At 65.5% G+C, this 21,749-nt stretch carries 21 protein-coding genes and 1 pseudogene; 10 read left to right on the top strand and 12 right to left on the bottom strand.

Annotation, left to right across the window (positions count from 1 at the left end):
- Positions 1-44 precede the first annotated feature (44 nt).
- From U4Y91_RS19095 to U4Y91_RS19065, 7 genes are all read right to left on the bottom strand, one after another.
- On the bottom strand, positions 45-434 hold the full coding sequence (locus tag U4Y91_RS19095; RefSeq protein ID WP_111017994.1) for a carboxymuconolactone decarboxylase family protein: 390 nt from the start codon (positions 432-434) through the stop codon (positions 45-47).
- Positions 435-449: 15 nt separating this feature from the next.
- Entirely contained in the window at positions 450-1,862 is a 1,413-nt protein-coding gene (locus U4Y91_RS19090; RefSeq protein ID WP_321806351.1) for a purine-cytosine permease family protein, read from the bottom strand.
- 115 nt (positions 1,863-1,977) lie between these two features.
- Positions 1,978-3,447: an aldehyde dehydrogenase gene (locus U4Y91_RS19085; RefSeq protein WP_321806350.1), complete on the bottom strand. Its 1,470-nt coding sequence runs from the start codon at positions 3,445-3,447 to the stop codon at positions 1,978-1,980.
- Between the two features lie 12 nt (positions 3,448-3,459).
- Positions 3,460-4,497 (bottom strand): LLM class flavin-dependent oxidoreductase, encoded by a 1,038-nt coding sequence (locus U4Y91_RS19080; protein WP_321806349.1) that lies wholly within the window; start codon positions 4,495-4,497, stop codon positions 3,460-3,462.
- An 11-nt stretch (positions 4,498-4,508) separates the two neighbouring features.
- The gene (locus U4Y91_RS19075) at positions 4,509-5,444 is read right to left on the bottom strand and encodes a flavin reductase (protein ID WP_321806348.1); all 936 of its coding nucleotides are present in this window, start codon (positions 5,442-5,444) and stop codon (positions 4,509-4,511) included.
- 1 nt (position 5,445) lies between these two features.
- Complete coding sequence (locus tag U4Y91_RS19070; protein WP_321806347.1) at positions 5,446-6,264, bottom strand: alpha/beta hydrolase; 819 nt, start codon at positions 6,262-6,264, stop codon at positions 5,446-5,448.
- Positions 6,233-6,835 (bottom strand): amino acid synthesis family protein, encoded by a 603-nt coding sequence (locus tag U4Y91_RS19065; RefSeq protein ID WP_321806346.1) that lies wholly within the window; start codon positions 6,833-6,835, stop codon positions 6,233-6,235. The genes U4Y91_RS19070 and U4Y91_RS19065 overlap by 32 nt, the downstream gene beginning before the upstream one ends.
- Before the next feature lie 107 nt (positions 6,836-6,942).
- Between U4Y91_RS19065 and U4Y91_RS19060 the strand changes: the two genes are divergently transcribed.
- From U4Y91_RS19060 to U4Y91_RS19015, 10 genes and pseudogenes are all read left to right on the top strand, one after another.
- Entirely contained in the window at positions 6,943-7,233 is a 291-nt protein-coding gene (locus U4Y91_RS19060) for a DUF1330 domain-containing protein (protein ID WP_321806345.1), read from the top strand.
- A gap of 127 nt (positions 7,234-7,360) precedes the next feature.
- Complete coding sequence (locus U4Y91_RS19055) at positions 7,361-8,050, top strand: GntR family transcriptional regulator (RefSeq protein ID WP_321806344.1); 690 nt, start codon at positions 7,361-7,363, stop codon at positions 8,048-8,050.
- A 206-nt stretch (positions 8,051-8,256) separates the two neighbouring features.
- On the top strand, positions 8,257-9,225 hold the full coding sequence (locus U4Y91_RS19050) for a flavin reductase family protein (RefSeq protein WP_321806343.1): 969 nt from the start codon (positions 8,257-8,259) through the stop codon (positions 9,223-9,225).
- A 150-nt stretch (positions 9,226-9,375) separates the two neighbouring features.
- Positions 9,376-10,416 carry an ABC transporter substrate-binding protein gene (locus U4Y91_RS19045; RefSeq protein WP_124530047.1) on the top strand — a complete coding sequence of 347 codons (1,041 nt, stop codon included), beginning with the start codon at positions 9,376-9,378 and terminating at the stop codon, positions 10,414-10,416.
- Between the two features lie 141 nt (positions 10,417-10,557).
- The gene (locus tag U4Y91_RS19040; protein ID WP_124921528.1) at positions 10,558-11,442 is read left to right on the top strand and encodes an ABC transporter permease; all 885 of its coding nucleotides are present in this window, start codon (positions 10,558-10,560) and stop codon (positions 11,440-11,442) included.
- An 86-nt stretch (positions 11,443-11,528) separates the two neighbouring features.
- Positions 11,529-12,329, top strand: a complete 801-nt coding sequence (locus tag U4Y91_RS19035) for an ABC transporter permease (RefSeq protein WP_124921529.1) — start codon at positions 11,529-11,531, stop codon at positions 12,327-12,329.
- A gap of 11 nt (positions 12,330-12,340) precedes the next feature.
- The gene (locus tag U4Y91_RS19030) at positions 12,341-13,447 is read left to right on the top strand and encodes an ABC transporter ATP-binding protein (RefSeq protein ID WP_124921530.1); all 1,107 of its coding nucleotides are present in this window, start codon (positions 12,341-12,343) and stop codon (positions 13,445-13,447) included.
- Between the two features lie 11 nt (positions 13,448-13,458).
- Complete coding sequence (locus U4Y91_RS19025) at positions 13,459-14,166, top strand: GntR family transcriptional regulator (RefSeq protein WP_124921531.1); 708 nt, start codon at positions 13,459-13,461, stop codon at positions 14,164-14,166.
- Between the two features lie 117 nt (positions 14,167-14,283).
- On the top strand, positions 14,284-15,744 hold the full coding sequence (locus tag U4Y91_RS19020) for an NAD-dependent succinate-semialdehyde dehydrogenase (RefSeq protein WP_321806342.1): 1,461 nt from the start codon (positions 14,284-14,286) through the stop codon (positions 15,742-15,744).
- Positions 15,745-15,936: 192 nt separating this feature from the next.
- Positions 15,937-16,353, top strand: a pseudogene (locus tag U4Y91_RS19015) (methyl-accepting chemotaxis protein); the annotation flags it as partial.
- A gap of 18 nt (positions 16,354-16,371) precedes the next feature.
- Here the strand turns inward: U4Y91_RS19015 and U4Y91_RS19010 are convergent.
- The 5 genes from U4Y91_RS19010 to U4Y91_RS18990 are packed head-to-tail and all read right to left on the bottom strand — an operon-like array spanning position 16,372 to position 21,661.
- Positions 16,372-18,045 carry an electron transfer flavoprotein-ubiquinone oxidoreductase gene (locus U4Y91_RS19010; RefSeq protein WP_321806341.1) on the bottom strand — a complete coding sequence of 558 codons (1,674 nt, stop codon included), beginning with the start codon at positions 18,043-18,045 and terminating at the stop codon, positions 16,372-16,374.
- A 21-nt stretch (positions 18,046-18,066) separates the two neighbouring features.
- Positions 18,067-18,732, bottom strand: coding sequence for a HutD family protein (locus tag U4Y91_RS19005; RefSeq protein WP_321806340.1), 666 nt, complete (start codon positions 18,730-18,732; stop codon positions 18,067-18,069).
- Positions 18,729-19,673, bottom strand: a complete 945-nt coding sequence (locus tag U4Y91_RS19000; RefSeq protein ID WP_321802390.1) for an electron transfer flavoprotein subunit alpha/FixB family protein — start codon at positions 19,671-19,673, stop codon at positions 18,729-18,731. The genes U4Y91_RS19005 and U4Y91_RS19000 overlap by 4 nt, the downstream gene beginning before the upstream one ends.
- Entirely contained in the window at positions 19,670-20,449 is a 780-nt protein-coding gene (locus U4Y91_RS18995) for an electron transfer flavoprotein subunit beta/FixA family protein (protein WP_321806339.1), read from the bottom strand. Before U4Y91_RS18995 ends, U4Y91_RS19000 begins: the two co-directional genes overlap by 4 nt.
- A 27-nt stretch (positions 20,450-20,476) precedes the next feature.
- Complete coding sequence (locus U4Y91_RS18990) at positions 20,477-21,661, bottom strand: FAD-binding oxidoreductase (protein WP_321806338.1); 1,185 nt, start codon at positions 21,659-21,661, stop codon at positions 20,477-20,479.
- Positions 21,662-21,749: the final 88 nt, after the last annotated feature.

The following is a 21,749-nucleotide window of genomic DNA, read 5'->3' as shown; positions in this document are numbered from 1 at the left end:
CAGCGTCATCGCGATCTCGCATTACACGTGCGCGAGCGGCTCGCTTACTTCAACGCCCCTTCGGCCACCAGCACTTCATGTGCAGCCTTGAACGCGCTGAGCCCGTGCGGGATCCCCGAATACGCGGTCGCATGCAGCAGCGTCGCCTTGATTTCATCGACGCTCACGCCGTTGTTGAGCGCGCCTTTCACGTGCAGCTTGAGTTCGTTCGTATGACCGGCGGCGGTCAGCATCGCGAGATTGAGCAGGCTGCGCGTCTTGCGGTCGAGTGTTTCATCGCCCCATGCCCAGCCCCACGCCCACGCCGTGGTTGCGCGCTGGAACGCCATCATGAAGGCGTCGGCCTTTTCCATCGACGCATCGACATATTCCGGGCCGAGCACTTCCCGGCGGATCGGCAAGCCCTTCTGAAACAGAGCATCATCTTCGTTCATGATTGATTTCCTCGGTTATTCCAAAGCCCCGGCGCCCGCCGGGCACCGTCCGCGCGAACGCGAACCGTCCTTTGACGCGAACAGGTAGCAGACCGTCGCGGTGACGACGAGGCCCACTATCCACGACACGTCCGCGCCGCCGAGAACCGATGCCCACGAGCCGTGGAAGAAGCTCTCCTCCATGAACGGCACCTGGACCGCAATCCCGAGCGCGTAGATCGCGATGGCCTTGACGTTGAACGCCCCGTACACGCCACCACTGCTGCTGATGATTTCCGTGACCCGGTAGCGGCGGTTGTTGACCAGGTAGAAGTCGATCAGGTTGATCGCGATCCACGGCGCCAGCACGATGCGCAGCGCGAAGATCGCGTTGAGGAAGATCGAGATGAAATTGCTCGATGCCCACAGTGCAGCCGCGGTCGACGCCACCAGCAGCACCGCCGACACGACGACGCGCACATTGCGGCCGGGCACCCAGTGCGGCCGGAACGTCTGCGCGGCGGTGATGAACGACAGCACCGCGCCATACAGGTTCATCCCGTTGTGGCCGATGATGTTGACCAGAAACAGGAAGATCAGCACGTAGCCGAACGCGCCGGTCTGCTCGCGGATCGCCTGCATCGCGTCCGACGAATGGCCGGTGCTGACGGCGAGCACGCCGAACAGGAACGCGAAGATCGTCCCCAGTGACGTGCCGAAGTACGTGTACGCAAAGGTCCTCCCGAATCCGGCGGAAGCCGGCAGATAGCGCGAATAGTCGGACGTATAGGGCGCGAAGCTGATCTGCCAGACCGCACACAAGCCGAACATCGCGAACCAGTTGGCGAGATCGAAATGACCCTGCTGGAACATCCGCGCATCGAGGCCCGGCACCATTAGCGCGATGCCGACCACTAGTGCGCCACCCATGAACCACGCGCCGATCTTGTTGAAGCGATGAATGAAGTGGCAGCCGATCACGCCGACCAGCGTCGCGAGCACCGCGCCGATGACGGTTGCGATCGGCACCGGCACTGCGGGCGCCGCCGTGTGGAGCGTCTTGCCCGCGAGAATGATGTTCGACACGAAGAAGCCGAGATAGATCAGCGTGGTGAAGCACACGACCAGCAGCGACCCGTAGCGGCCGAATTGCGCGCGGCTCTGGATCATCTGCGGCACGCCGACCAGTGGCCCCTGCGCGGAAGTGAGCGCATGAAAGATCGCGCCGAAGAACTGTCCGGCCGCGATCGCGACGATCGCGCTTATCAGGTCGAGGTGGAACACCAGTACCGACGTCGCGCCGGAGATCACGGCCAGCGGGGCGAGGTTCGTGCAGAACCACAGGGTGAAGAGGTCGGCCGGCTTGCCGTGCCGCGCCTCCGGCGGAACATATTCGATCGAGTTGCTTTCGATGGCGAGAACGCTACCGTCGCTTTCCTGCTTTGTCATGTTGTCTCCATCTTTATTGCCGGGGCCATGCGTCGCCGCATGCGCCTGATGACGCGCGCGGCGCGGCATGGCCTTTGCGGCCTTGAGTCGATACTGCCGGCGAAAGCGTAGCCGCTCAGCGCATCACGAACGGGTCGCTGATCGGATCGTCCGACGTGCGCAGCCACACGGACTTCGTGGTCGTGTATTCGAGCGCGGCGCTCAGGCCGCCTTCACGGCCGTGCCCGGACAGCCCGAAGCCGCCGAACGGCACGAGCGGCGACACGGCCCGATAGGTGTTGATCCACACGATGCCGGAGCGCACGCGCTTCGACACGCGGTGCGCACGCGTCAGGTTGGTCGTGAAGATGCCGGCCGCGAGGCCGTAGGCGGTGCCGTTTGCCTTCTCGATCGCTTCCTGTTCGGATTCGAACGTGTCGACCGACAACACCGGGCCGAACAATTCGGTCGTGATGCTGTCGGCTTGCGCGACGCCGGTGCAGTCGAGGATCGTCGGTGCGTAGTAATACCCGTCGCGCTCCAGCCTCTTCCCGCCTGCGAGGACCTTGGCACCCTGGCGCGCCGAGTTCTCGACGACCGTCTGGATGTTGCGAAGCTGCCGTTCCGTACACAGCGGGCCGTACTCGGTTTCCCGCTCGTTGGGTGAACCCACGCGAATCCGCGACACACGCTCGACCAGCAGCGCAAGGAACTGCTCCTTGACGGAAGCCTCGATCAGCAGGCGCGAACCCGCGACGCAACTCTGGCCGCTCGCCGCGAAGATCGCGGCGACCTGCGCATTCACCGCGCTCTGGATATCGGTATCGGCGAACACGATGAACGGTGATTTGCCGCCGAGTTCGAGCGACACCTTCGCGAGGTTGTTGGCCGTGTTTCGCACGATGTGGCGCGCGGTCTCGGGGCCGCCGGTGAACGCGACCTTGTCCACGCCCGGGTGGCTGCTCAGCACCGCGCCGCATTCCGGGCCGAAGCCGGTAATGACGTTGACGACGCCCGGCGGGAATCCTGCATCGTGCACGACGCGCGCGAACTCGAGCAACGGTCCCGGCGCTTCCTCGGACGCCTTCAGCACCACCGTGCAGCCGGCCGCGAGCGCCGGGCCGATCTTGACCGCGGACAGGAACAGCTGGCTGTTCCAGGGCACGATCGCGGCGACCACGCCGAGCGGCTGCCGCTCGAGCCACACCTGCATGTCCGGCTTGTCGACGGGGATGCTGCTGCCTTCGAGCTTGTCGGCGATGCCCGCGTAGTAGCGGTAATACTCGGCGACGTACGCGATCTGGCTCGACGTTTCCCGGATGATCTTGCCGGTGTCGTTCGTTTCGATTTCGGCGAGCCGCGGTGCAGCTTTTTCGACGAGATCGGCGAGCCTGTACAGCAGCTTGCCGCGCGCGGACGCGGAAAGCCCCGCCCAGGCCGGATCGGTCAGCGCGCGACCGGCCGCCGCTACCGCGCGGTTCACCTCGTCGGTGCGGGCTTCCGGCATCTGTGCCCACACGGCGCCGGTCGCCGGATTGATGCTGCCGAACGTGGCGGCACCGGGCCCGAACTGCCCGTCGATATACAGCTGAAAATGCACATTCATGGCATCGTCCCCTTACTGGAACGCCGGCATCACGTCGCGGATCATCCGCTCGAGCGACGCCTTCTTGCGCTCGAAGCTCATGCCGGTATCGATCCAGAACGAGTACTCGTCGAAGCCGAGCTCTTCATAGGCCTTCAGGCGCCCGATCACTTCCGCAGGCGTGCCGATCACGTTGTTCTTGCGCATCGCTTCCGGCGTGTAGAAGGGGTGCGCCGCGATTTCGTCGCGGCTCAGCGGCTTGATCATCCCGCGGCTGACCGGACGCTCGTTCTTGAACCACGCGCCGAAGTAGTTGTAGAACACGTTGACTTCGTCGGCGGCCAGCTGCGCGTCGTCTTCGCTGCTCGCCACGTAGGTGTGACGCAGCAGCATGATCTGCGGGCGCGGCACGTCGCTGAACTTCGCGCACGCGGCATTGAAGTGGCCGACGAGCTTCTCGACTTCCTCGTCACCGAGGTGCAGCGGCGTGACCTGCACGTTGCAGCCATTGGCCACCGCGAACTCGTGGCTGTTCGGATCGCGCGCGGCCACCCAGATCGGCGGATGCGGCTGCTGCAGCGGCAGCGGTGACGACGTCGTCGACGGGAATTGCCAGAACTCGCCGCTGTGCGCGTAATCGCCTTCCCACAGCTTTTTTACGGCCGGGATGAGTTCGCGCATGCGCTGGCCCGCGCCCCACGCGTCGAGGCCCGGCATCAGGCGCTCGTATTCGAACGAGTACGCGCCGCGCGCGATCCCGAGCTCCAGGCGGCCGCCCGTGATGATGTCCGTCATCGCCGCTTCGCCGGCGAGCTTGATCGGATGCCAGAACGGCGCGACGACCGTGCCCGTGCCGAGCCGCACGCGCTTCGTCTTGTTCGCGAGGTCGACGAGGTTGATGAATGGGTTCGGCGCGATCGTGAAGTCCATGCCGTGGTGCTCGCCGGTCCAGACGGCATGCATGCCGCCGCGGTCGGCGATCTGGCACAGCTCGACCATCTCGTCGTACAGCTGCTTTTGGCTGGTCTGGTCGGAGACGCGCTCCATGTGAACGAAAAGCGAAAAACGCATGATGTGACCTTTCAGGAAAGAAGCGGGCGGATGGTGCCGGTGCTGTGATCGCCGAAGTACAGGCCGTAACTCTTCAACTGGCTCTCCTTGCGATAGCGCTCGAGCATGCTGGCGAGCGCGCTGTCCTGGAACGCGTCGGCGTCGAGGTCGTCGAGGCTCACGAATTCGCCGGCCGCCGCCGCTTCGTCCGGTGCGCTGCAGAGGAACGAGATGTACTGGTAGTGCGTCTCGGTATTGTTGTAGACCGAATAGATGAAGCTTGCCGATGCGTCCGGCTGGTATTGCCGGAACAGTTCGGCGAGCGCCTTGTCGGCGCCTTCGTTGCCGATTTCCCGGGTGGGCAGCGCCCACTTGCGGTCGGCCGTCTGCACCATCAGGACCTTGTCGTCGCGCGTGATGATCGCACTGACGATGACTTTCGGTCCGGCGATTACTTCGGCCGACAGCTTCGCCGGCGTGAAATAGCCGCCGCGGTAGTAGCCGAGCCCCGCGTAGCCGGCGGAATGGAACGCCTCGATCTTGCCGATGATGAGCGCGTGATCGCCCGCGTCGATCACAGCGTGCGTCGTGCAGTCGAACCACGCGCTGACGTCGTCGATCAGGGGGTTGCGATGCGCGCTCAGGTGCCAGCCGACGTTCGCGAAGCGATCGTCGCTCGGTCGCGCGAAGGTGTTGGAGAGGTCCTTTTGTCCTTCGGCGAGGATGTTGATCGCGAAGTGGCCGGTCGTGGAAAACGTCTGGAAATTGCTCGACGTCTTCGCGATGCTGATGAGGAGCAGCGCCGGATCAAGCGATACCGACGAGAACGAGTTCGCGGTGAAGCCGAGCGGCTGGCCGTCGTCGCGCGCGGTGGTGACGATCGTCACGCCGGTCATGAATGCGCCGAACGCATCGCGCAGCTCCCGCGTGTTGATGATCGGCGTTTCCTGGCTGATTGCTTGGCTCATGTCACACTTCCGATTTCAGGGTTTCCGCCTGCGGCACGGTCTGCAGCCACGCACGCAGCGCGCGATTGACGGCGTCGGGCGCGGTCAGGTTCACCATGTGGCGCTCGTTCTCGATCACGACAGCCTTGCCGTCCTGCGCGGCCTGCGCCATCTGCCGGGCCATCTCGGGCGTCGAATTCGGGTCGTCCGACCCGGTGAGCACGAGGGCAGGGCACGCGATCCGGTGCCAGCCGTCCGCATATACGTCGTCACCGTTCGCGAACGCGGTGTACGCGGTCGCGTAGCCGGCCAGATCGACCGACTGCAGCCACGATTCCACCTTCTGCGCGGCGGCCTGCTGCGCTTCTTCCGCGTTGAACCAGCGCCGCAGCGGCGTATCGACGTCGATGGTGCCCGAGCGCAGTTCGGCGGCACGTTGCAGCACGGCCTCGCGCGCCTGTTCGGTGCGGCGGTACACGCCGTTCAAGACTGCCACGCGCTTGACCAGATCGGGCCGCGTCACGGCGACGCCGGCGGCGATCAGCGAACCCATCGAGTGGCCGGCCAGGTTGACGGGGCCGACCTTCAGCGCCTCGATGAACCCGATGGCCCACTGCACGAACTGCTGCAGGTCGGCGTCGGTGTCGAGCGCATCGCTCATCCCGTGGCCCGGCATGTCGACGGAGATCACGCGGAAATCGCGCGACAGGTCGTCGATCTGCGGATACCACGCGGCCGCCTGCATGCCGACCCCATGAATCAGCACCAGCGGTTCGCCGGTGCCGTGGTCGAGACAGTTGGCGACGCGCTTATTTGACAGCAGCAGGGTTCTTGACGTCATTTCCGAGCTCTGCGAGATCCTTGTAGCGGTCGCCGATGCGGTGATGCGGACGGCCGGCGGTCGCGGCGCCGATGGCGATGACCAGTTCGTCGGCGGCCGGTGCATCCGGGATCGAGAATTGGAGCGTCAGGTAGTGCGAACGGCGACCTTCGTCATTCTTGTCCATCATCGGGATCAGCAGCGGTGCATTGGCCGGGCCGCGCGTGTTGTTGAACGCAAGGTACGACTTCGCGCCGACGGCCGTGCGATAGATGTTGCCGAAGTGCAGCGTATGGATCAGCGCGGATGCATGCTCGATTTCACCGTCGAGGCCGACGATCGCGCTCTTGCCGAACGCTTCGACCGCGTCGCCCGAACCGGCCTCGTCGAGGATCAGTTTGGTCAGGTGTTCGCTGAGCTGCGGGGCGATCGCGCGAATCTCCGGCGACAGGTCCTCGACGTACCCGCGGCCTGCCCACGGGTTCTTGATGACGGCGACCGCGCCGATCATCTTCAGTGGTTTGGCAGCGACCTTGTCGCCATCCACGTAGAGCGTCTCGACATGGAGGACGGATTTCCGAATCAGGCTCATGGCACCTTCCTTTCGTGCGTTGATTGTGCGATTCATTGTGGTATACCATGTTACGGCATGCCATGAGTGTAAACCCGTATCAAAAATTTCCTAAGCGGAGGTGAGAAATGAGTGCGTACTGGATTGCCCACGTGCAGGTGCTGGATCCCGTGAAGTACAAGGACTACACGGACATCGCGCCGCAGGCGTTCAAGAAATTCGGTGCCGTGTTCCTGGCGCGTGGCGGCGCGTCGAAGACGCTGGAGGGCGACGCGTTCGAGCGCCACGTCGTGATCCGCTTTCCCGACATGGAAACGGCGCTCGCGTGTTATCACTCGCCGGAGTACCAGGCGGCGAAGGCGAAGCGGGATGGACATTGCCGGGCGCAGATCGCGATCGTCGAGGGGCTCGAGGGCTGATCGCTGGGCACGGGCGCAGGCCGGGCGGGATGGAAGACGCTGGCAGTTAGGTCATAATATGGCATTCCATGTTTGCGGACGGCTCGCGGCCGGCTGCAGGCCCATACCCGTTTCCAGAGTGCCGCTCATGCAAGACCTGAAAATCGACCGCAATGCCAAGACCCTGCGCGAACTGACGCTCGACAAGCTGCGTGGCGCGATCGTGCAGGGCTATTTCCGGCCGGGCGCGCGGCTCGTCGAGCGCACGCTGTGCGATGAGCTCGGCGTCAGCCGCACGGTGGTGCGCGAGGTGCTGCGGCACCTCGAGACCGAAGGGCTGGTCGAGACCGTGTCGCGGCAAGGGCCGGTGGTCGCGCGGCTCGATCCGGCGCAAGTCGGCGAGATCTACGAACTGCGCGGCCTGCTCGAAGCCAATGCCGCGCGTGCCTGCGCGGAGCGCGCGACGCCCGAAGTCGTGCGGCAGTTGCGAGAAATTCGTGCAACGATCGAGGACGCGTTCGAGAAGCAGGAATTGCCACGCGTGCTCGAATTCACCGAGCGTTTCTACGAAACGCTGTTTGAAGCCGCAGGAAAGCAGGTGTCGCTGACGGTGGTCAAGACGCTGAACGCGCGCATCAACCGGTTGCGCGCGCTGACCATCGCGATGCCGGGGCGCGGCGGCGATTCCAACACCGAGATGAACCGCCTGCTCGACGCGATCGAGCAGCGCGACGGCAACGCGGCATCGGCCGCGTCGGCTGCGCACATCAAGCGGGTTTCCGAGCTGGCGCTGTCCGCGCTCGCGCAGCAGCAGGACGAGGCATCCAGCGATAGTTGATGGAGCCCGAGCGCGAGCATCCAGACGTGCGAATTGACCTGGAAGGCCGCCGGCGTGCTACGCCGGCGGCCTTTTGTTTTGGCTATTGAATACGTGGCGATCCGCAGTTGCATCATGGTTTTCCATGATTTTTGACACGTTGTTGTCGACCATAAGATGGCATACCATAATCTCATCGAGTAGCGCAGTAATCAGGGGAGCACGCCATGACTGAGTCGATGACCGGGTCCACCGCGCAGCAGGCATTCGACACGCTCGGATTCCGCCGCGCCCTCGGCGCATTCGTCACCGGCGTGACGGTCGTCACGACGATCCAGCCCGACGGGTCGCCGCGCGGTTTCACCGCAAACTCGTTCACGTCGGTGTCGCTCGATCCGCCGCTGATCCTCGTGTGCATCGCGAAGACGGCGTCGAGCCATGCGGTGTTCTCGGCTACGCAGCGTTTTGCCGTCAGCGTGCTGGCGGAAAACCAGACCAACGTATCCGGCGTGTTCGCATCGAAGGCGCAGGACAAGTTCGCGCAAGTGCCGTGGGACACGCGCAAGACGGGCGCACCGGTGATCCGGGATGCGGCGGCGAGCTTCGACTGCGTGACTCACGACGTGGTGGATGCAGGCGATCACGTCATCCTGATCGGGCGCGTGGTCGATTTCGCGCAGACGAGCGCGTCGCCGCTCGGCTATTGCCGAGGCGCTTACGTGAACTTCACGCTGTCGCAGGACGCGTTGTCCGCGGCAGGCGGGCATGCCGAGGTGGGTGCGATTCTCGAACATCGCGACGGGCTGGTGCTCGTCGATACGCCGCACGGGCTGCGCTTGCCGACCGGCACCCGGCTCGATCCGGCGAGTGACCCCGCGAGCCTGCGCGGCGTGCTCGCGAAGCTCGGGCTCAACGCGCATCTCGACTTCCTGTTCGCAGTTTTCGAATCCGCCGGCGGGCGCGAGGCGGGCGTCCATATCTATTACCGCGGCCGTGTGATGCCCACCGGTTCGCCGTGGTTCGACAGCAGCATCCGTATCGTGCCGCTCTGGCAAGTTCCGTGGGACGAGATCGCCGACCCCGCCGTGCGCTCGATGCTCGAACGCTACGTGCGTGAACGCCGGCAGGACGCGTACGGCATCTATGTCGGCGATACGGAGGCCGGCACCGTGCAGACACTTGCAGTCGCGCATTGAAGCGACTTGCCGCAATCAGGCGTGGCGAAGACACAAGAATCAGGATCATGATGCCGGCGAGGTTTGCGCCGCCGGTCTGAAGGCGCGTATTCGAATGGCTGCCATCCCGGCGGTCGCGACGCGCGGCGTTTCCCCTTGGAGAGAGAGACCATGAGCAGCAGAAGCATCCCGCGTTTCGCAGCGTCGCGTCTGGCATGTATTGCACCGTTGGCCGCCCTGTGCGCCGCGCCGGCATTGGCCGCCGATCCGATCGTGTTCACCAGCTGGGGCGGCACGACCCAGTCGTCGCAACAGAAGGACTGGGCGCAGCCGTTCACGCAGGCGAGCGGCATCAACGTGCTGATGGACGGGCCGACCGACTACGGCAAGCTCAAGGCGATGGTCGACAGCGGCAACGTCAGCTGGGACGTGGTCGACGTCGAGGGTGACTTCGCGTATGCGGCGGAAAAGGCAGGGCTGATCGAGCCGATCGACTATTCGGTGGTGAACAAGGCCGAACTCGACCCGCGCTTCGCGACGCCGTCTGCGGTGGGCAGCTTCTATTATTCGTTCGTGCTCGGCTACTACAAGGCGAAATACACGAGCGCGCAGCCGCAGAACTGGGCGGACCTGTTCGATACCAAGCGCTTCCCTGGCAAGCGCACCTTCTACAAGTGGTCGGCGCCGGGCGTGCTCGAGATCGCGTTGCTCGCCGACGGCGTCGCGCCGAACAAGCTGTATCCGCTCGACCTCGACCGCGCATTCAAGAAGCTCGATTCCATCAAGGGTGACATCGTCTGGTGGAGCGGCGGTGCACAGTCGCAGCAGTTGCTCGCGTCGGGCGAAGCGCCGATCGGCATGTTCTGGAACGGCCGCCTGCATGCGCTCGCGCAGACAGGCGTGCCGGTCGGCATGTCATGGAACCAGAACCTGACCGCCGCCGACATGCTCGTGATCCCGAAGGGCGCGAAGCATCGCGACGCGGCGATGAAGTTCCTCGCCGCCGCGACGGGTGCGCAGGCGCAGGCGAAATTCGCGGCCGACACCGGTTATGCACCGATCAACGTGAAGTCGGCGGCGCTGATGCAACCGGCAATTGCGAAGACGCTCCCGGACCAGTACAAGGCCACGCAGATCAACCTCGACATGAAGTACTGGGCCGAGAATCGCGACGCGATCGCGAAGCGCTGGTACGCGTGGCAGTCGAAGTAAGCCGGCGTGGCAAGTCGTATGGATCTGAATTCTGTTCAGGAGGCCGAACCGGATCGAGCCGGCGCGGCCGAGCAACGAACCTGCATGGGGCCAGCGGTAACAGGCACTGAAGTGCTGGCGCTGGCCGACCAAGGAGCCACCATGCCAAACCTATTGAGTACCGTCGCGCATCCGAGCGCGCCGCCGCCGCGCAAGCGGCGCGACTGGCGCAGCATACGGCTGCTGACGCCCGCGATGCTGCTGCTCGTGATCTTCTTCCTGCTGCCGGTGCTGTCGCTGCTGTTGCGCAGCGTGCTCGAACCGACGCCCGGGTTGCACAACTACGAGCAGCTGCTCGGCTCGACGACGTACGTGCGCGTGTTCGGCAATACGTTTCTTGTTGCGACGGTCGTCACGCTCGTCACGCTGATCGTCGGCTTTCCGATGGCATGGCTGCTCGCGATCGCGCCGCGCCGGCTCAGTTCGGTGCTGTTCGCGATCCTGCTGCTGTCGATGTGGACGAACCTGCTCGCACGGACGTTTGCATGGATGGTGCTGCTGCAGGGAACGGGGCCGATCAACCGCGCGCTGATGGCGCTCGGCGTGATTCACGAGCCGCTGTCGCTGGTGAACAACCTGACCGGCGTGACGATCGGCATGACCTACATCATGCTGCCGTTCCTCGTGATGCCGCTGCATGCAACGCTGCGCGGCATCGACCCGTCGACACTGCGCGCGGCCGCGGTGTGCGGCGCGAGCCGCTGGCAGGCGTTCTGGCGCATCCTCGTGCCGCTCGCGATGCCGGGCGTGGCCTCCGGCGTACTGATGGTGTTCGTGATGGCGCTCGGTTACTTCGTCACGCCGACGCTGCTCGGCGGCCCGTCGTACATGATGTTGGCCGAACTGATCGCGCAGCTCGTGCAGGAACTGCTGAACTGGGGCCTCGCCGGCGCCGCGGCCTTCGTGCTGCTCGCCGTGACGCTCGCCCTCTATGCGTTGCAACTGCGCTTCACCGGCAGCGCGCACGCCACCACCGGAGGCCGCTGAGATGAAACAACCCTCAAGCTCACTACGTTCGCTGCTTCCCGGGGGGGCGCCAGCCTCACTTGGGGCGGCCCGGCGGGAGGACTGACATGTTGCTCGATTTCGATCGCCTGGGCGCGCTGCGCTGGATCCTCGTGGCCGTGGGCGCGGCTGTTGCGTTGTTCCTGCTGTTGCCGATCGTCTTTATCGTCGCGCTGTCGTTCGGCGATTCGCAGTGGCTCATCTTCCCGCCGCCTGGCTGGACCCTCGAATGGTACCGGCAGCTCTTCACCGACGCGGGCTGGATCGACTCGCTGCTGACCAGCGCGAAACTGGCGGTGATCGTCACGGTGCTGTCCGTCGCGATCGGGTTTCTCGCGTCGCTGGCGCTCGTGCGCGGCAAGTTCCGAGGCCGCGAGGCCGTGCGGGGTTTCTTCCTCACACCGATGGTGCTGCCTGTCGTCGTGCTTGCCGTCGCGCTGTACGGGTTCTTCCTGCGCATCGGCCTGAACGGCACGATGACCGGCTTCGTGATCGGCCATCTGATCATCGCGCTGCCGTTCTCGATCATCTCGATCAGCAACTCGCTCGTGAGCTTCGACACGGCGCTCGAAGACGCGGCGCTGATCTGCGGCGCGTCGCCGCTTACCGTGAAGCTGCGCGTCACGCTGCCTGCCATCCGGCTCGGCCTCTTCGCCGCCGCGATCTTCGCGTTCCTCGCATCGTGGGACGAAGTCGTCGTGTCGATCTTCATGTCGAGCCCGACGCTGCAAACGCTGCCCGTGCGGATCTGGGCGACGCTGCGGCAAGACCTGACGCCGGTCGTCGCGGCCGCTTCGTCGCTGCTCGTCGGACTCACGACCGTATTGATGCTGGCGGGCGCCGTGGTGCGCCGCGCACGCGCTCACTGAGGTAACACGCCATGACTGCATTCCTGCAAATCCAGCGCCTGCGCAAGACCTACGACGACGTCGTCGCGATCGACCAGGTGTCGCTCGACGTGCGCAAGGGCGAATTCATGACCTTCCTCGGGCCGTCGGGTTCGGGCAAGAGCACCACGCTCTACATCGTCGCGGGCTTCCAGGAGCCGACCGACGGCCGCGTGCTGCTCGACGGCAAGCCGCTGCTGTCGGTCGCGCCGAACCGGCGCAATATCGGGATGGTGTTCCAGCGCTATACGCTGTTCCCGCATCTCACCGTCGGAGAGAACGTCGCGTTCCCGCTGCGCGTGCGCCGCCGGCCCGACGCCGAAGTGCGCGCGAAGGTCGAGCAGATGCTGAAGCTCGTGCATCTGTCCGAGTGCCGAGACCGGATGCCGGCGCAGCTCTCCGGCGGCCAGCAGCAGCGCGTCGCGATCGCGCGTGCGCTGGCATACGATCCGCCCGTGCTGTTGATGGACGAGCCGCTCTCTGCGCTCGACAAGAAACTGCGCGAGGAAATCCAGCTCGAATTGCGCCGCATTCACCAGGAAACCGGCGTGACGATTCTCTATGTCACGCACGACCAGGAGGAGGCGCTGCGCCTGTCGGACCGCATCGCCGTGTTCAACCAGGGGCGCATCGAGCAGGTCGGCACTGGCGAGGAGCTTTACGCGAACCCGGCATCGCGCTTCGTCGCGAGCTTCATCGGGAACTCGAATTTCCTGCCGGTCAAGGTGATGAAGCACGGCGACGGCCGCATCGGCGGCGTGTTGCCCAACGGCCTCGAAATGGCGTCGGACATGTTCCACCCGACGCTCGCCGCCGGCGACGAAGGCACGCTGATGATCCGCCCTGAACAGATGCGTATCAGTTCGCTGCAGCGCGCGAGCGGCACGAATGGCTCGAGCGCCGCGGCGGCCTTGCCCGTGACCGTGCGCGACGTCACCTATCTCGGCGATGCGATGCATTACGCGGTCGCGACGCCTTGGCAGCAGGAAATCTCGATCCGCATGCCGGCCGCGCATCGGCACGACAACGGCATCGTGATCGGCGCGCAGGCACTCGTCGACTGGGACGCACGCGACGCGCGCCTTTTCGCGCAAGCATGACGGTGGCAGTCATGAGTCCTGCTCCGCCGTCCCTGAAAGTCCAGCGGCCGACCGCAACGCTGCGCGAGCTCGCGCTCGAGAAGATGCGCACCGCGATCCTCGATGCGCATTTCCAGCCCGGCGAGCGGCTGGTCGAGCGCTCGCTGTGCGAGATCCTCGGCGTGAGTCGAACCGTCGTGCGCGAGGTCTTGCGGCATCTGGAAACGGAAGGTCTCGTCGCCTCGATCCCGAACCAGGGGCCGATCGTTGCGGTCCTCGATTTCGACACGGCCGCCGAGATCTACGAAATACGCGCGTTGCTGGAGGGCGAGGCGGCGATGGCCTGTGCGCAGCATGCGGACCAATCGCTCGTCGCCGAGCTGGGCGCGTGTATCGACCAGATCCGGCAAGCGTTCGATGCGCAGGATCATCAGGCGGTGAAGGTGCTCACGTCGGCATTCTACGAACGCATGTTCATCGCCGGGCAAAAGCAGGTCGCATGGGAAATCGTTCAGACGCTGATCGCGCGTATCAACCGGCTGCGTGCGCTGACGATCGCGTCCGACGATCGCGGGCACCAGGCGGTCGAGGAGATGCGCGCGATTCTCGCGGCCATCGCGGCGGGCAACGGCGTGGCGGCGCGCGAGGCGGCCATCGCGCACGTGCACCGGGTAGCCGAGATCGCGCGCAGGCTGCTCACGCACGGTCATGAGAGTGCATCGTGGCGTCAGGCGGGGTAGCGCGCCTGGCTTCGTGATGCAGTGCCTCGCGCCGCCCGTCATTTGAAATTCTCCGTATTCGCGGCTCGAGTCGTGCTCGGGTCGCCTCCTGCATTTTTATCCCCGGAAGGACCGATCGTGGAATTGAACACGCTGTTGCAGGACCCGGCGCTGTTGCGTCAGCAGGCTTATGTCGACGGGCAATGGTGCGACGCCGACTCGGGCGAGCGCTTCGACGTGCTCGACCCGGCGACGGGCGCGACGCTCGGCACCGTACCGCTGATGGGCGCCACGGAGACGTCACGCGCGATCGACGCCGCGAATGCCGCGTGGCCCGCGTGGCGCGCAAAGACGGCGAAGGAGCGCGCATGCATCCTGCGCCGTTGGTACGAACTCGTGATCGAGCACGCCGACGATCTCGCGTTGATCCTCACGGCCGAGCAGGGCAAGCCGCTGGCCGAAGCGAAGGGCGAGATCGTCTACGGTGCGTCGTTCATCGAATGGTTCGCGGAAGAGGGCAAGCGCGTGGCCGGCGACACGCTCGCGACGCCCGTGGCGGACAAGCGCCTCGTGGTCATCAAGGAGCCTGTCGGCGTGTGCGCGGCGATCACGCCGTGGAATTTCCCGAACGCGATGATCACGCGCAAGGTCGGCCCGGCGCTTGCGGCCGGCTGCCCGATCGTCGTGAAGCCTGCCGAAGCCACACCATTCTCGGCGCTCGCGCTCGCGGTGCTCGCCGAGCGCGCGGGGGTGCCGAACGGCGTGCTCAACATCGTCACCGGCAACCCGAAGGCGATCGGCGGCGCGATGACGAGCAGCCCCGTGGTGCGCAAGCTGTCGTTTACCGGATCGACCGGCGTGGGGCGGCTGCTGATGGCGCAGAGCGCGCCCACCGTGAAGAAGGTGACGCTCGAACTCGGCGGAAACGCGCCGTTCATCGTGTTCGACGATGCCGATCTCGACGCGGCCGTCGAAGGGGCGATCGCGTCCAAGTACCGCAACAACGGACAGACGTGCGTGTGCACCAATCGCTTCTACGTGCATGAGCGCGTGTATGACGCGTTCGCCGCGAAGCTGGTGGCGGCGGTGAAGGGCCTGAAGGTCGGGCACGGCACCGAAAGTGGCGTGATACTCGGGCCGCTGATCAACGATGCGGCGCTCGGCAAGGTCGAAGCGCACATCGCGGACGCGCTCGCCAAGGGCGCCACAGTGGCGACCGGCGGAAGGCGGCATGCACTCGGCCATGGCTTCTTCGAGCCGACGGTGCTGCTGAATGCCACCGCGCAGATGGACGTTGCGCGTGAAGAGACGTTCGGGCCGCTCGCACCGCTGTTTCGCTTCTCGAGCGACGACGAAGTCGTGAGGCTCGCCAACGATACCGAGTTCGGGCTCGCCGCCTACTTCTTCAGCCGCGACATCGGGCGTGTGTGGCGGGTGGCCGAGCAGCTCGAATACGGGATGGTCGGCATCAATACGGGCCTCATTTCCAACGAGGTCGCGCCGTTCGGTGGCGTGAAGCAGTCGGGAATCGGCCGCGAAGGGTCGCACTACGGCATCGACGATTATCTGGTCATCAAGTATCTGTGCATGGCGGTCTGATCGCCGGTTCGTTTGACTGAAAGAGGGCGCCGACATGGATACGTGGTCGTCCGGAAACATCGGACTCGCGCGCGATCGCATGAGACACACGCATCGTCAATGCGGGCGAACTCGCCGGCATCGCGATACCCGACCGGGTAACGCTGCAAGTCGTTGCGATTTGCCTCGCGATGAAGATGATGGCGAACGGATGACGCTGCCGTGGAGGCTGCCCGCGCTGGCGAGCAGGGGCGCGGATTCGCCGTGGTGGCGAGCGAAGTGCACGGTCCGGCACAGTCCTCGGCTTCGGCTGCGAAAGAAATCGAGGAACTGATCAGCACTTCTGTCGCCCTGATTCAGGACGGCGCCACGCAGGCGACGGACGTCGGCGCGACGACGGGACACGTCAAGCAGGCGATCAGGCCGGTGTCCGATATCGTCGGCGAGATCGCCGCTGCGTCGGACGAGCAGAGCCGCGGGATCGAACCGGTCAATCAGGCCGTCGTGCGGCAGAATGGGGCTTTTGTCGAGCAGTCGGCAGCAGCGGCACGTTTGCTGGAAGAGCAGGCAATGAATCCGGGCAATGCTGGCTCGGTATTCAAGGTCTCGGAGAGCGAAATGTCTGCATGAAAGTGGGCGATCTCGACGTTACATGCTTGGATAGTTCGGCCCGCCGCCGCCTTCCGGCGTGACCCACACAATGTTCTGCGTCGGGTCCTTGATGTCGCAGGTCTTGCAGTGCACGCAGTTCTGCGCGTTGATCACGAGGCGATCGCTGCCGTCGTCGTTCTTCACGAACTCGTACACGGCCGCCGGGCAGAAGCGCGCCTCCGGTCCCGCGTAGGTCCGCAGGTTCACGTTCACCGGCACGCTCGCGTCCTTCAGCGTCAGGTGCGCCGGCTGGTTCTCCTCGTGGTTCGTGTTCGAGATGAACACCGACGACAATCGGTCGAACGTCAGCTTGCCGTCCGGCTTCGGATACTCGATCGGCGTGCACTGCGATGCCGGCTTCAGCATCTCGTGATCCGCATGCTTGTGGTGCAGTGTCCACGGCACGTTGCCGCCCATCACCTTCTGTTCCAGCCCGACCATCAGCGTGCCGAGGTAGAGACCCTTCGCCATCCACTGCTTGAAGTTACGCGCGCGGTACAGCTCCGTGTACAGCCACGATTGCCTGAAGGCGTCCGGATAAGCGTTGAGCTCATCGCTCTGACGACCGGCCTGCAGCGCGTCGAACGCGGCGTCGGCCGCGAGCATGCCGGTCTTGATCGCCGCGTGGCTGCCCTTGATCCGCGAGGCGTTCAGGAAGCCCGCGTCGTCGCCAATCAGCGCGCCGCCCGGGAACACCGTCTTCGGCAGCGACAGCAGGCCGCCGGCCGTGATCGCCCGCGCGCCGTACGACACGCGCTTGCCGCCTTCGAGGAACGCGCGGATCGACGGGTGCGTCTTGTAGCGCTGGAATTCCTCGAACGGCGACAGGTACGGGTTCGTGTAGCCGAGGCCCACCACGAAGCCGACCACGACCTGGTTGTTGTCCATGTGATACAGGAACGAGCCGCCGTAGGTATCGGACTTCAGCGGCCAGCCGGCCGTGTGGATCACGAGGCCCGGCTTGTGCTTCGCGGGATCGATTTCCCACAGTTCCTTGATGCCGATCCCGTAAGCTTGCGGATCGGCGTTCGCGTCGAGCTTGAACTTCGAGATCAACTGACGGCCGAGATGGCCGCGGCAGCCTTCGGCGAACAGCGTGTACTTCGCGTGCAGTTCCATGCCGAGCTGGAAGTTCTCGGTCGGCTCGCCGTCCTTGCCTACGCCCATGTTGCCGGTGGCGACGCCTTTTACGGAACCGTCGTCGTTGTAGAGAATCTCCGCAGCGGGAAAGCCCGGGAAGATCTCGACGCCCAGAGCTTCCGCCTGCTGGCCGAGCCAGCGGGTCACGTTGCCCAGCGAAATCACGTAGTTGCCGTGGTTCTTGAAGTTGTCGGGCAACGCCCAGTTGGGCGTCGTGACCGCGCTCTTTTCCGACAGGAACAGGAAGCGGTCTTCCGTCACCTCGACGTTCAACGGCGCACCCTGTTCCTTCCAGTCGGGAAACAGCTCGGTGATCGCGCGCGGGTCCATCACCGCGCCCGACAGGATGTGCGCGCCGATCTCGGAACCCTTCTCGAGCACGCACACGCCGATCTCGGTGCCTTTCTCGCCGGCCAGCTGCTTGAGCCGGATCGCGGCCGACAGTCCGGCCGGGCCGCCGCCGACGATCACGACGTCGTATTCCATCGATTCGCGCGGGCCGTATGGTTCGACAAACGAAGCGTGTGACATGAGCAGGTAGGCGGGCAGGGATTAGCGTTCGACCGACTCGATCGCGATCGAGATCAGGCGGGAGTCAAGTGCGTCGGACTGCAGATCGATTTCTTCGCTGCGACCGTCGAGCCACAGGCCATGCATCGGCAGCAGGGTCTGGGTACTGAGCGACGCGCTGCTGAAGCGCCATTGGCCGGCCGCGCAAATCAGCAGATGCGTCGGCGCCGGCGTCACGCGGCGTGAATGCGTCGCCACGCTCACGGTGGCCCGGCAGGCGGCGCGGCGCGTCATCACGTTCAGTACGTGCGTGGGTCGCACGATATCGGTCGTCCACACCGGCAAATCGCCGGGAAAGCATGCTGGCACGATCGGGTGCGCGACGAGATGCCCGTCCTGCGCGCGCAGTTCGACGCTCGAGTTGTCGACCGGCACGAGTATCCGGTCGACGCCCGGAAACTGCGAGAAGCGGGCCGGTCCGTCGAGCGTCGCGAGACTGATACGCCAGTCTACATTGCCGTCGGCGTCGATGCGGTTGGCGATCGTTCGCGTGACGCCGGCGCCGTTCGCCCAGGCTTCAGGCTCGACTTGCGCGCAATCGACAAACCTGACGGACGGGTAGTGCGATGCCGACGATGCACTCCCGCTGGATGAACGTGGTGCAGGTACGCGCGGGACGCCGCCCTGCCCGGAATCCGGGTGCGTCATGCGCCACCCCCGGCGTCGATGTGACGTTCGAGGGCAGCCATCACGTCGAACAGGTCCCCCACGAAGCCCACGTCCGCGAACGAGAAGATGGGCGCATCCGGATCCTTGTTGACGGCGACGATCAGCTTCGAATCCTTCATGCCGGCCAGGTGCTGAATGGCCCCGGAGATCCCGAATGCGAGATAGGCGTCGGGGGCGACGGTCTTGCCTGTCTGGCCCACCTGAATGGCGTTCGGTGCATAGCCGGCGTCGACCGCGGCGCGCGATGCGCCGAGGGCTGCGCCGAAACGCGATGCGAGTGTGCCGAGCCGCACCATGTTCTCGCCGGACGCGAGCCCGCGCCCGCCTGACACGACGATCGGCGCATTCGCGAGATCGACGCCGGCTGTCTGAGTGCTGTTGCGTTCGACGAGCGTCGTCGCGGCGAATGCGGGCGGCGCATCCACGGAATCGATCGGTGCCGGTTCCGCACGCGCGCCTGCCGCCGCGAACGACGATGCGCGCACGGTCGCAAAGCTGGTCTCGCGCGCGCTTTCGACGGTCGCGACGATGCTTCCCGCATACAGGCCGCGCACGAAGCGCCCGTCGTCCGTGATGCCGGTCACGTCCGCGACGAACGCCGCGCCGGCGAGGGCCGCGGCCCGCGGCAACGCGTTCCGGCCCAGCGTGCGATGGGCGGCCGCGATCAGCGTGTAGCGTGGCGCCAGTCCGGCAAGCAGCACGGCGAGGCTTTCCGGCGTGACGGCGCCGGCCGTGCCGGGCAGATCGGGCCGGAGTACACGGTCGACGCCGTCGATCAGCGCGGCTTGCGCGGCCGCCGCGGGATCGAGCACCAGCACGTCGACAGGATGCCGGCGTGCCGTTGCGGCAGTCACGACGCGCCGGACCGTATCCGGCAGCGTATGGTCGGCCGTGGTTTCGGCGATGACGAGCGTTCTCATGCGGAGGTTCCTGTATGAGCAAAGACGTGGTGTGCAGCGAGCGCGGCGATCAACGCATCGATGTCGGCAACGCGGTGACCTGCGCGCTGTACCACCGGCTCGTCGAGTTGCACCGCGCGCGACGACGGCACGAGATCGACCGGGAACTGGGCGGCATGAATGACGGCAAGCGGCTTCTGTTTCGCCTTGACGATGCTCGGCAGCGTCACGCGTCGCGGTTCGGCCAGGCGCAGGTCGGCGCTCACGACGGCGCGTCCGGTCAGCCGCCAGGTTGCGGTGCCGCTGTCGTCGCCGCACGTGACGCGCCAGCCGTCGCCTTCGGGCGCGAGAGCGGTCGCGTCGAGACCTTGCGGCCAGCCGAGCAGGCCGGCGAGCATCGGCGCGACGCCGCCGGTGTCGTCGTCGATCGCCTGCTTGCCGCAAAGCACGAGGTCGTACGGCGACGTGCCGAGGTACGCGTGGAGCAGCCGTGCGACGCCCAGCGAGTCGAGCGACGCGGCGACGTCGCCGGCGTCGATCAGGATCGCGTCGTCGGCGCCCATGGCCAGGCCGGTGCGCAGCACGTCCTGGCAAGCGGCCGCGCCGCACGTGACGACGCTCACCTGGGCGGCATGGCCGGCCTCGCGCAGGCGCAGCGCCATCTCGAGCGCGCATTCGTCGAACGGGTTGATGGACATCTTGAGGCCGGTCGTCTCGATCGAACCGGTTGAACCGACCCGCACGCGCACGTTCGGATCGACGACGCGCTTGACGGGCACCAGTATCTTCAGGGGCATGGAAATGTCTCGTCGAAAGGATGGGGATCAGGACACGGCGCCGAGGCCGTACTTGCCGGTGAGCAACGCGCCGGTCGCAAAGCGTTCGAGCGAGTAAGGGGCGAGCGACACGTCGGTCGGCTGTCCGAGCGCATGCTGTGCGAGCAGTTTGCCGATGCCGGGCGACAGCTTGAAGCCGTGGCCCGAGAAGCCGAAGCCGACCACGAGTCCCTCGATGTCGCCGACGTTGCCAAGCACCGGGTTCCAGTCGGGGGTCACGTCGTAGACGCCGGTCCACGACGACGCGAGTCCGGCTGTCTCGTAGGCGGGAAAGCGTTCGGCGACCTGCGCACCGACTTCGGCGACGTAATCCAGCGAAATGTCGCCCTGTTCGGTTTCCGGCGCATTCAGCGTCTCGCCGACGACGCCCTCGGAGACCAGCATCTGGCTGCCGCCGTAGCTGCGGTAATAGAGCATGCCGGGCGAGCCCAGGTCCTTGAACGCCGGCATCTGGAACGAATATCGTGCGTCGCACTCGAGCGCCAGCACGGTGTGCCGTTCCGGCTTGACCGGGAGCGGGACGTCGATCCAGCCGGACAGTTCCGGCGTCCAGATGTTCTGCGTACTGATCAGTGTGCCGCACATGAAGCGGCCGGCACTCGTGTCGACGCCGACGATGCGGCGGCCGTCACGCACGACCCCCGTGACGGTCGTGCCTTCGAGAATCTTCACGCCGCACCGGCGTGCCGATTTCGCGAAGCTCGTCGCGACGAGATAAGCGTCGGCGAAGCCCGCTTCCGGCTCGAAGCCGATTAGCGCCGCGTCGTCGAACCGTGCGATCGGCAGGCGGGCATGTGCGTCGTCCCGATCGAGCAACTGCACCTCGATGTCCATCGCGCGTTGCGCGTCGAGCGACGCGCGCAGCGGCTCGAGCTTCGCCCCCTCCGGCGCGCAGATCATGTAGCCGCACTTGACGAGCCCGCACGACGCCTCGTCGTCGCCGACGTATTCGGCGAAGTTGTTGAAGGCCGACCACGACGAGCGCGCCAGCTCGACGTTCTGGCGGACCGAGTAATGCGTGCGCAGCAGGCCGGACGATTGCGACGTGGTGCCGGCGCCGATCATGCCGCGTTCGATGACGAGCACGTTGCGTGCGCCGAGCGATGCAAGATGATGCGCGACCGACGTGCCGATCACGCCGGCACCGATCACGATGAAGTCGAAGTGGCTCATGGCTTCCCTCTGGATGGACGACGTGCCGATTCTAGGGAGCCGTGGTGCCGCCGAATTTTGTATTAGGCAAACTTATGCAACGCGCCCG

Source organism: Burkholderia sp. BCC1993, from assembly GCF_905339865.1.
Taxonomy (GTDB): domain Bacteria; phylum Pseudomonadota; class Gammaproteobacteria; order Burkholderiales; family Burkholderiaceae; genus Burkholderia.
Note: the sequence above shows the minus strand (reverse complement) of the source record. Positions and strands in the feature narration are given on the sequence as shown.

What these genes read in the sequence shown, in the direction of transcription:
- U4Y91_RS19095 (WP_111017994.1), bottom strand. Translation starts at nt 434, where the DNA reads ATGAACGAAGATGATGCTCTGTTTCAGAAGGGCTTGCCGATCCGCCGG.
- U4Y91_RS19090 (WP_321806351.1), bottom strand. Translation starts at nt 1,862, where the DNA reads ATGACAAAGCAGGAAAGCGACGGTAGCGTTCTCGCCATCGAAAGCAAC.
- U4Y91_RS19085 (WP_321806350.1), bottom strand. Translation starts at nt 3,447, where the DNA reads ATGAATGTGCATTTTCAGCTGTATATCGACGGGCAGTTCGGGCCCGGT.
- U4Y91_RS19080 (WP_321806349.1), bottom strand. Translation starts at nt 4,497, where the DNA reads ATGCGTTTTTCGCTTTTCGTTCACATGGAGCGCGTCTCCGACCAGACC.
- U4Y91_RS19075 (WP_321806348.1), bottom strand. Translation starts at nt 5,444, where the DNA reads ATGAGCCAAGCAATCAGCCAGGAAACGCCGATCATCAACACGCGGGAG.
- U4Y91_RS19070 (WP_321806347.1), bottom strand. Translation starts at nt 6,264, where the DNA reads ATGACGTCAAGAACCCTGCTGCTGTCAAATAAGCGCGTCGCCAACTGT.
- U4Y91_RS19065 (WP_321806346.1), bottom strand. Translation starts at nt 6,835, where the DNA reads ATGAGCCTGATTCGGAAATCCGTCCTCCATGTCGAGACGCTCTACGTG.
- U4Y91_RS19060 (WP_321806345.1), top strand. Translation starts at nt 6,943, where the DNA reads ATGAGTGCGTACTGGATTGCCCACGTGCAGGTGCTGGATCCCGTGAAG.
- U4Y91_RS19055 (WP_321806344.1), top strand. Translation starts at nt 7,361, where the DNA reads ATGCAAGACCTGAAAATCGACCGCAATGCCAAGACCCTGCGCGAACTG.
- U4Y91_RS19050 (WP_321806343.1), top strand. Translation starts at nt 8,257, where the DNA reads ATGACTGAGTCGATGACCGGGTCCACCGCGCAGCAGGCATTCGACACG.
- U4Y91_RS19045 (WP_124530047.1), top strand. Translation starts at nt 9,376, where the DNA reads ATGAGCAGCAGAAGCATCCCGCGTTTCGCAGCGTCGCGTCTGGCATGT.
- U4Y91_RS19040 (WP_124921528.1), top strand. Translation starts at nt 10,558, where the DNA reads ATGCCAAACCTATTGAGTACCGTCGCGCATCCGAGCGCGCCGCCGCCG.
- U4Y91_RS19035 (WP_124921529.1), top strand. Translation starts at nt 11,529, where the DNA reads ATGTTGCTCGATTTCGATCGCCTGGGCGCGCTGCGCTGGATCCTCGTG.
- U4Y91_RS19030 (WP_124921530.1), top strand. Translation starts at nt 12,341, where the DNA reads ATGACTGCATTCCTGCAAATCCAGCGCCTGCGCAAGACCTACGACGAC.
- U4Y91_RS19025 (WP_124921531.1), top strand. Translation starts at nt 13,459, where the DNA reads ATGAGTCCTGCTCCGCCGTCCCTGAAAGTCCAGCGGCCGACCGCAACG.
- U4Y91_RS19010 (WP_321806341.1), bottom strand. Translation starts at nt 18,045, where the DNA reads ATGTCACACGCTTCGTTTGTCGAACCATACGGCCCGCGCGAATCGATG.
- U4Y91_RS19005 (WP_321806340.1), bottom strand. Translation starts at nt 18,732, where the DNA reads ATGACGCACCCGGATTCCGGGCAGGGCGGCGTCCCGCGCGTACCTGCA.
- U4Y91_RS19000 (WP_321802390.1), bottom strand. Translation starts at nt 19,673, where the DNA reads ATGAGAACGCTCGTCATCGCCGAAACCACGGCCGACCATACGCTGCCG.
- U4Y91_RS18995 (WP_321806339.1), bottom strand. Translation starts at nt 20,449, where the DNA reads ATGCCCCTGAAGATACTGGTGCCCGTCAAGCGCGTCGTCGATCCGAAC.
- U4Y91_RS18990 (WP_321806338.1), bottom strand. Translation starts at nt 21,661, where the DNA reads ATGAGCCACTTCGACTTCATCGTGATCGGTGCCGGCGTGATCGGCACG.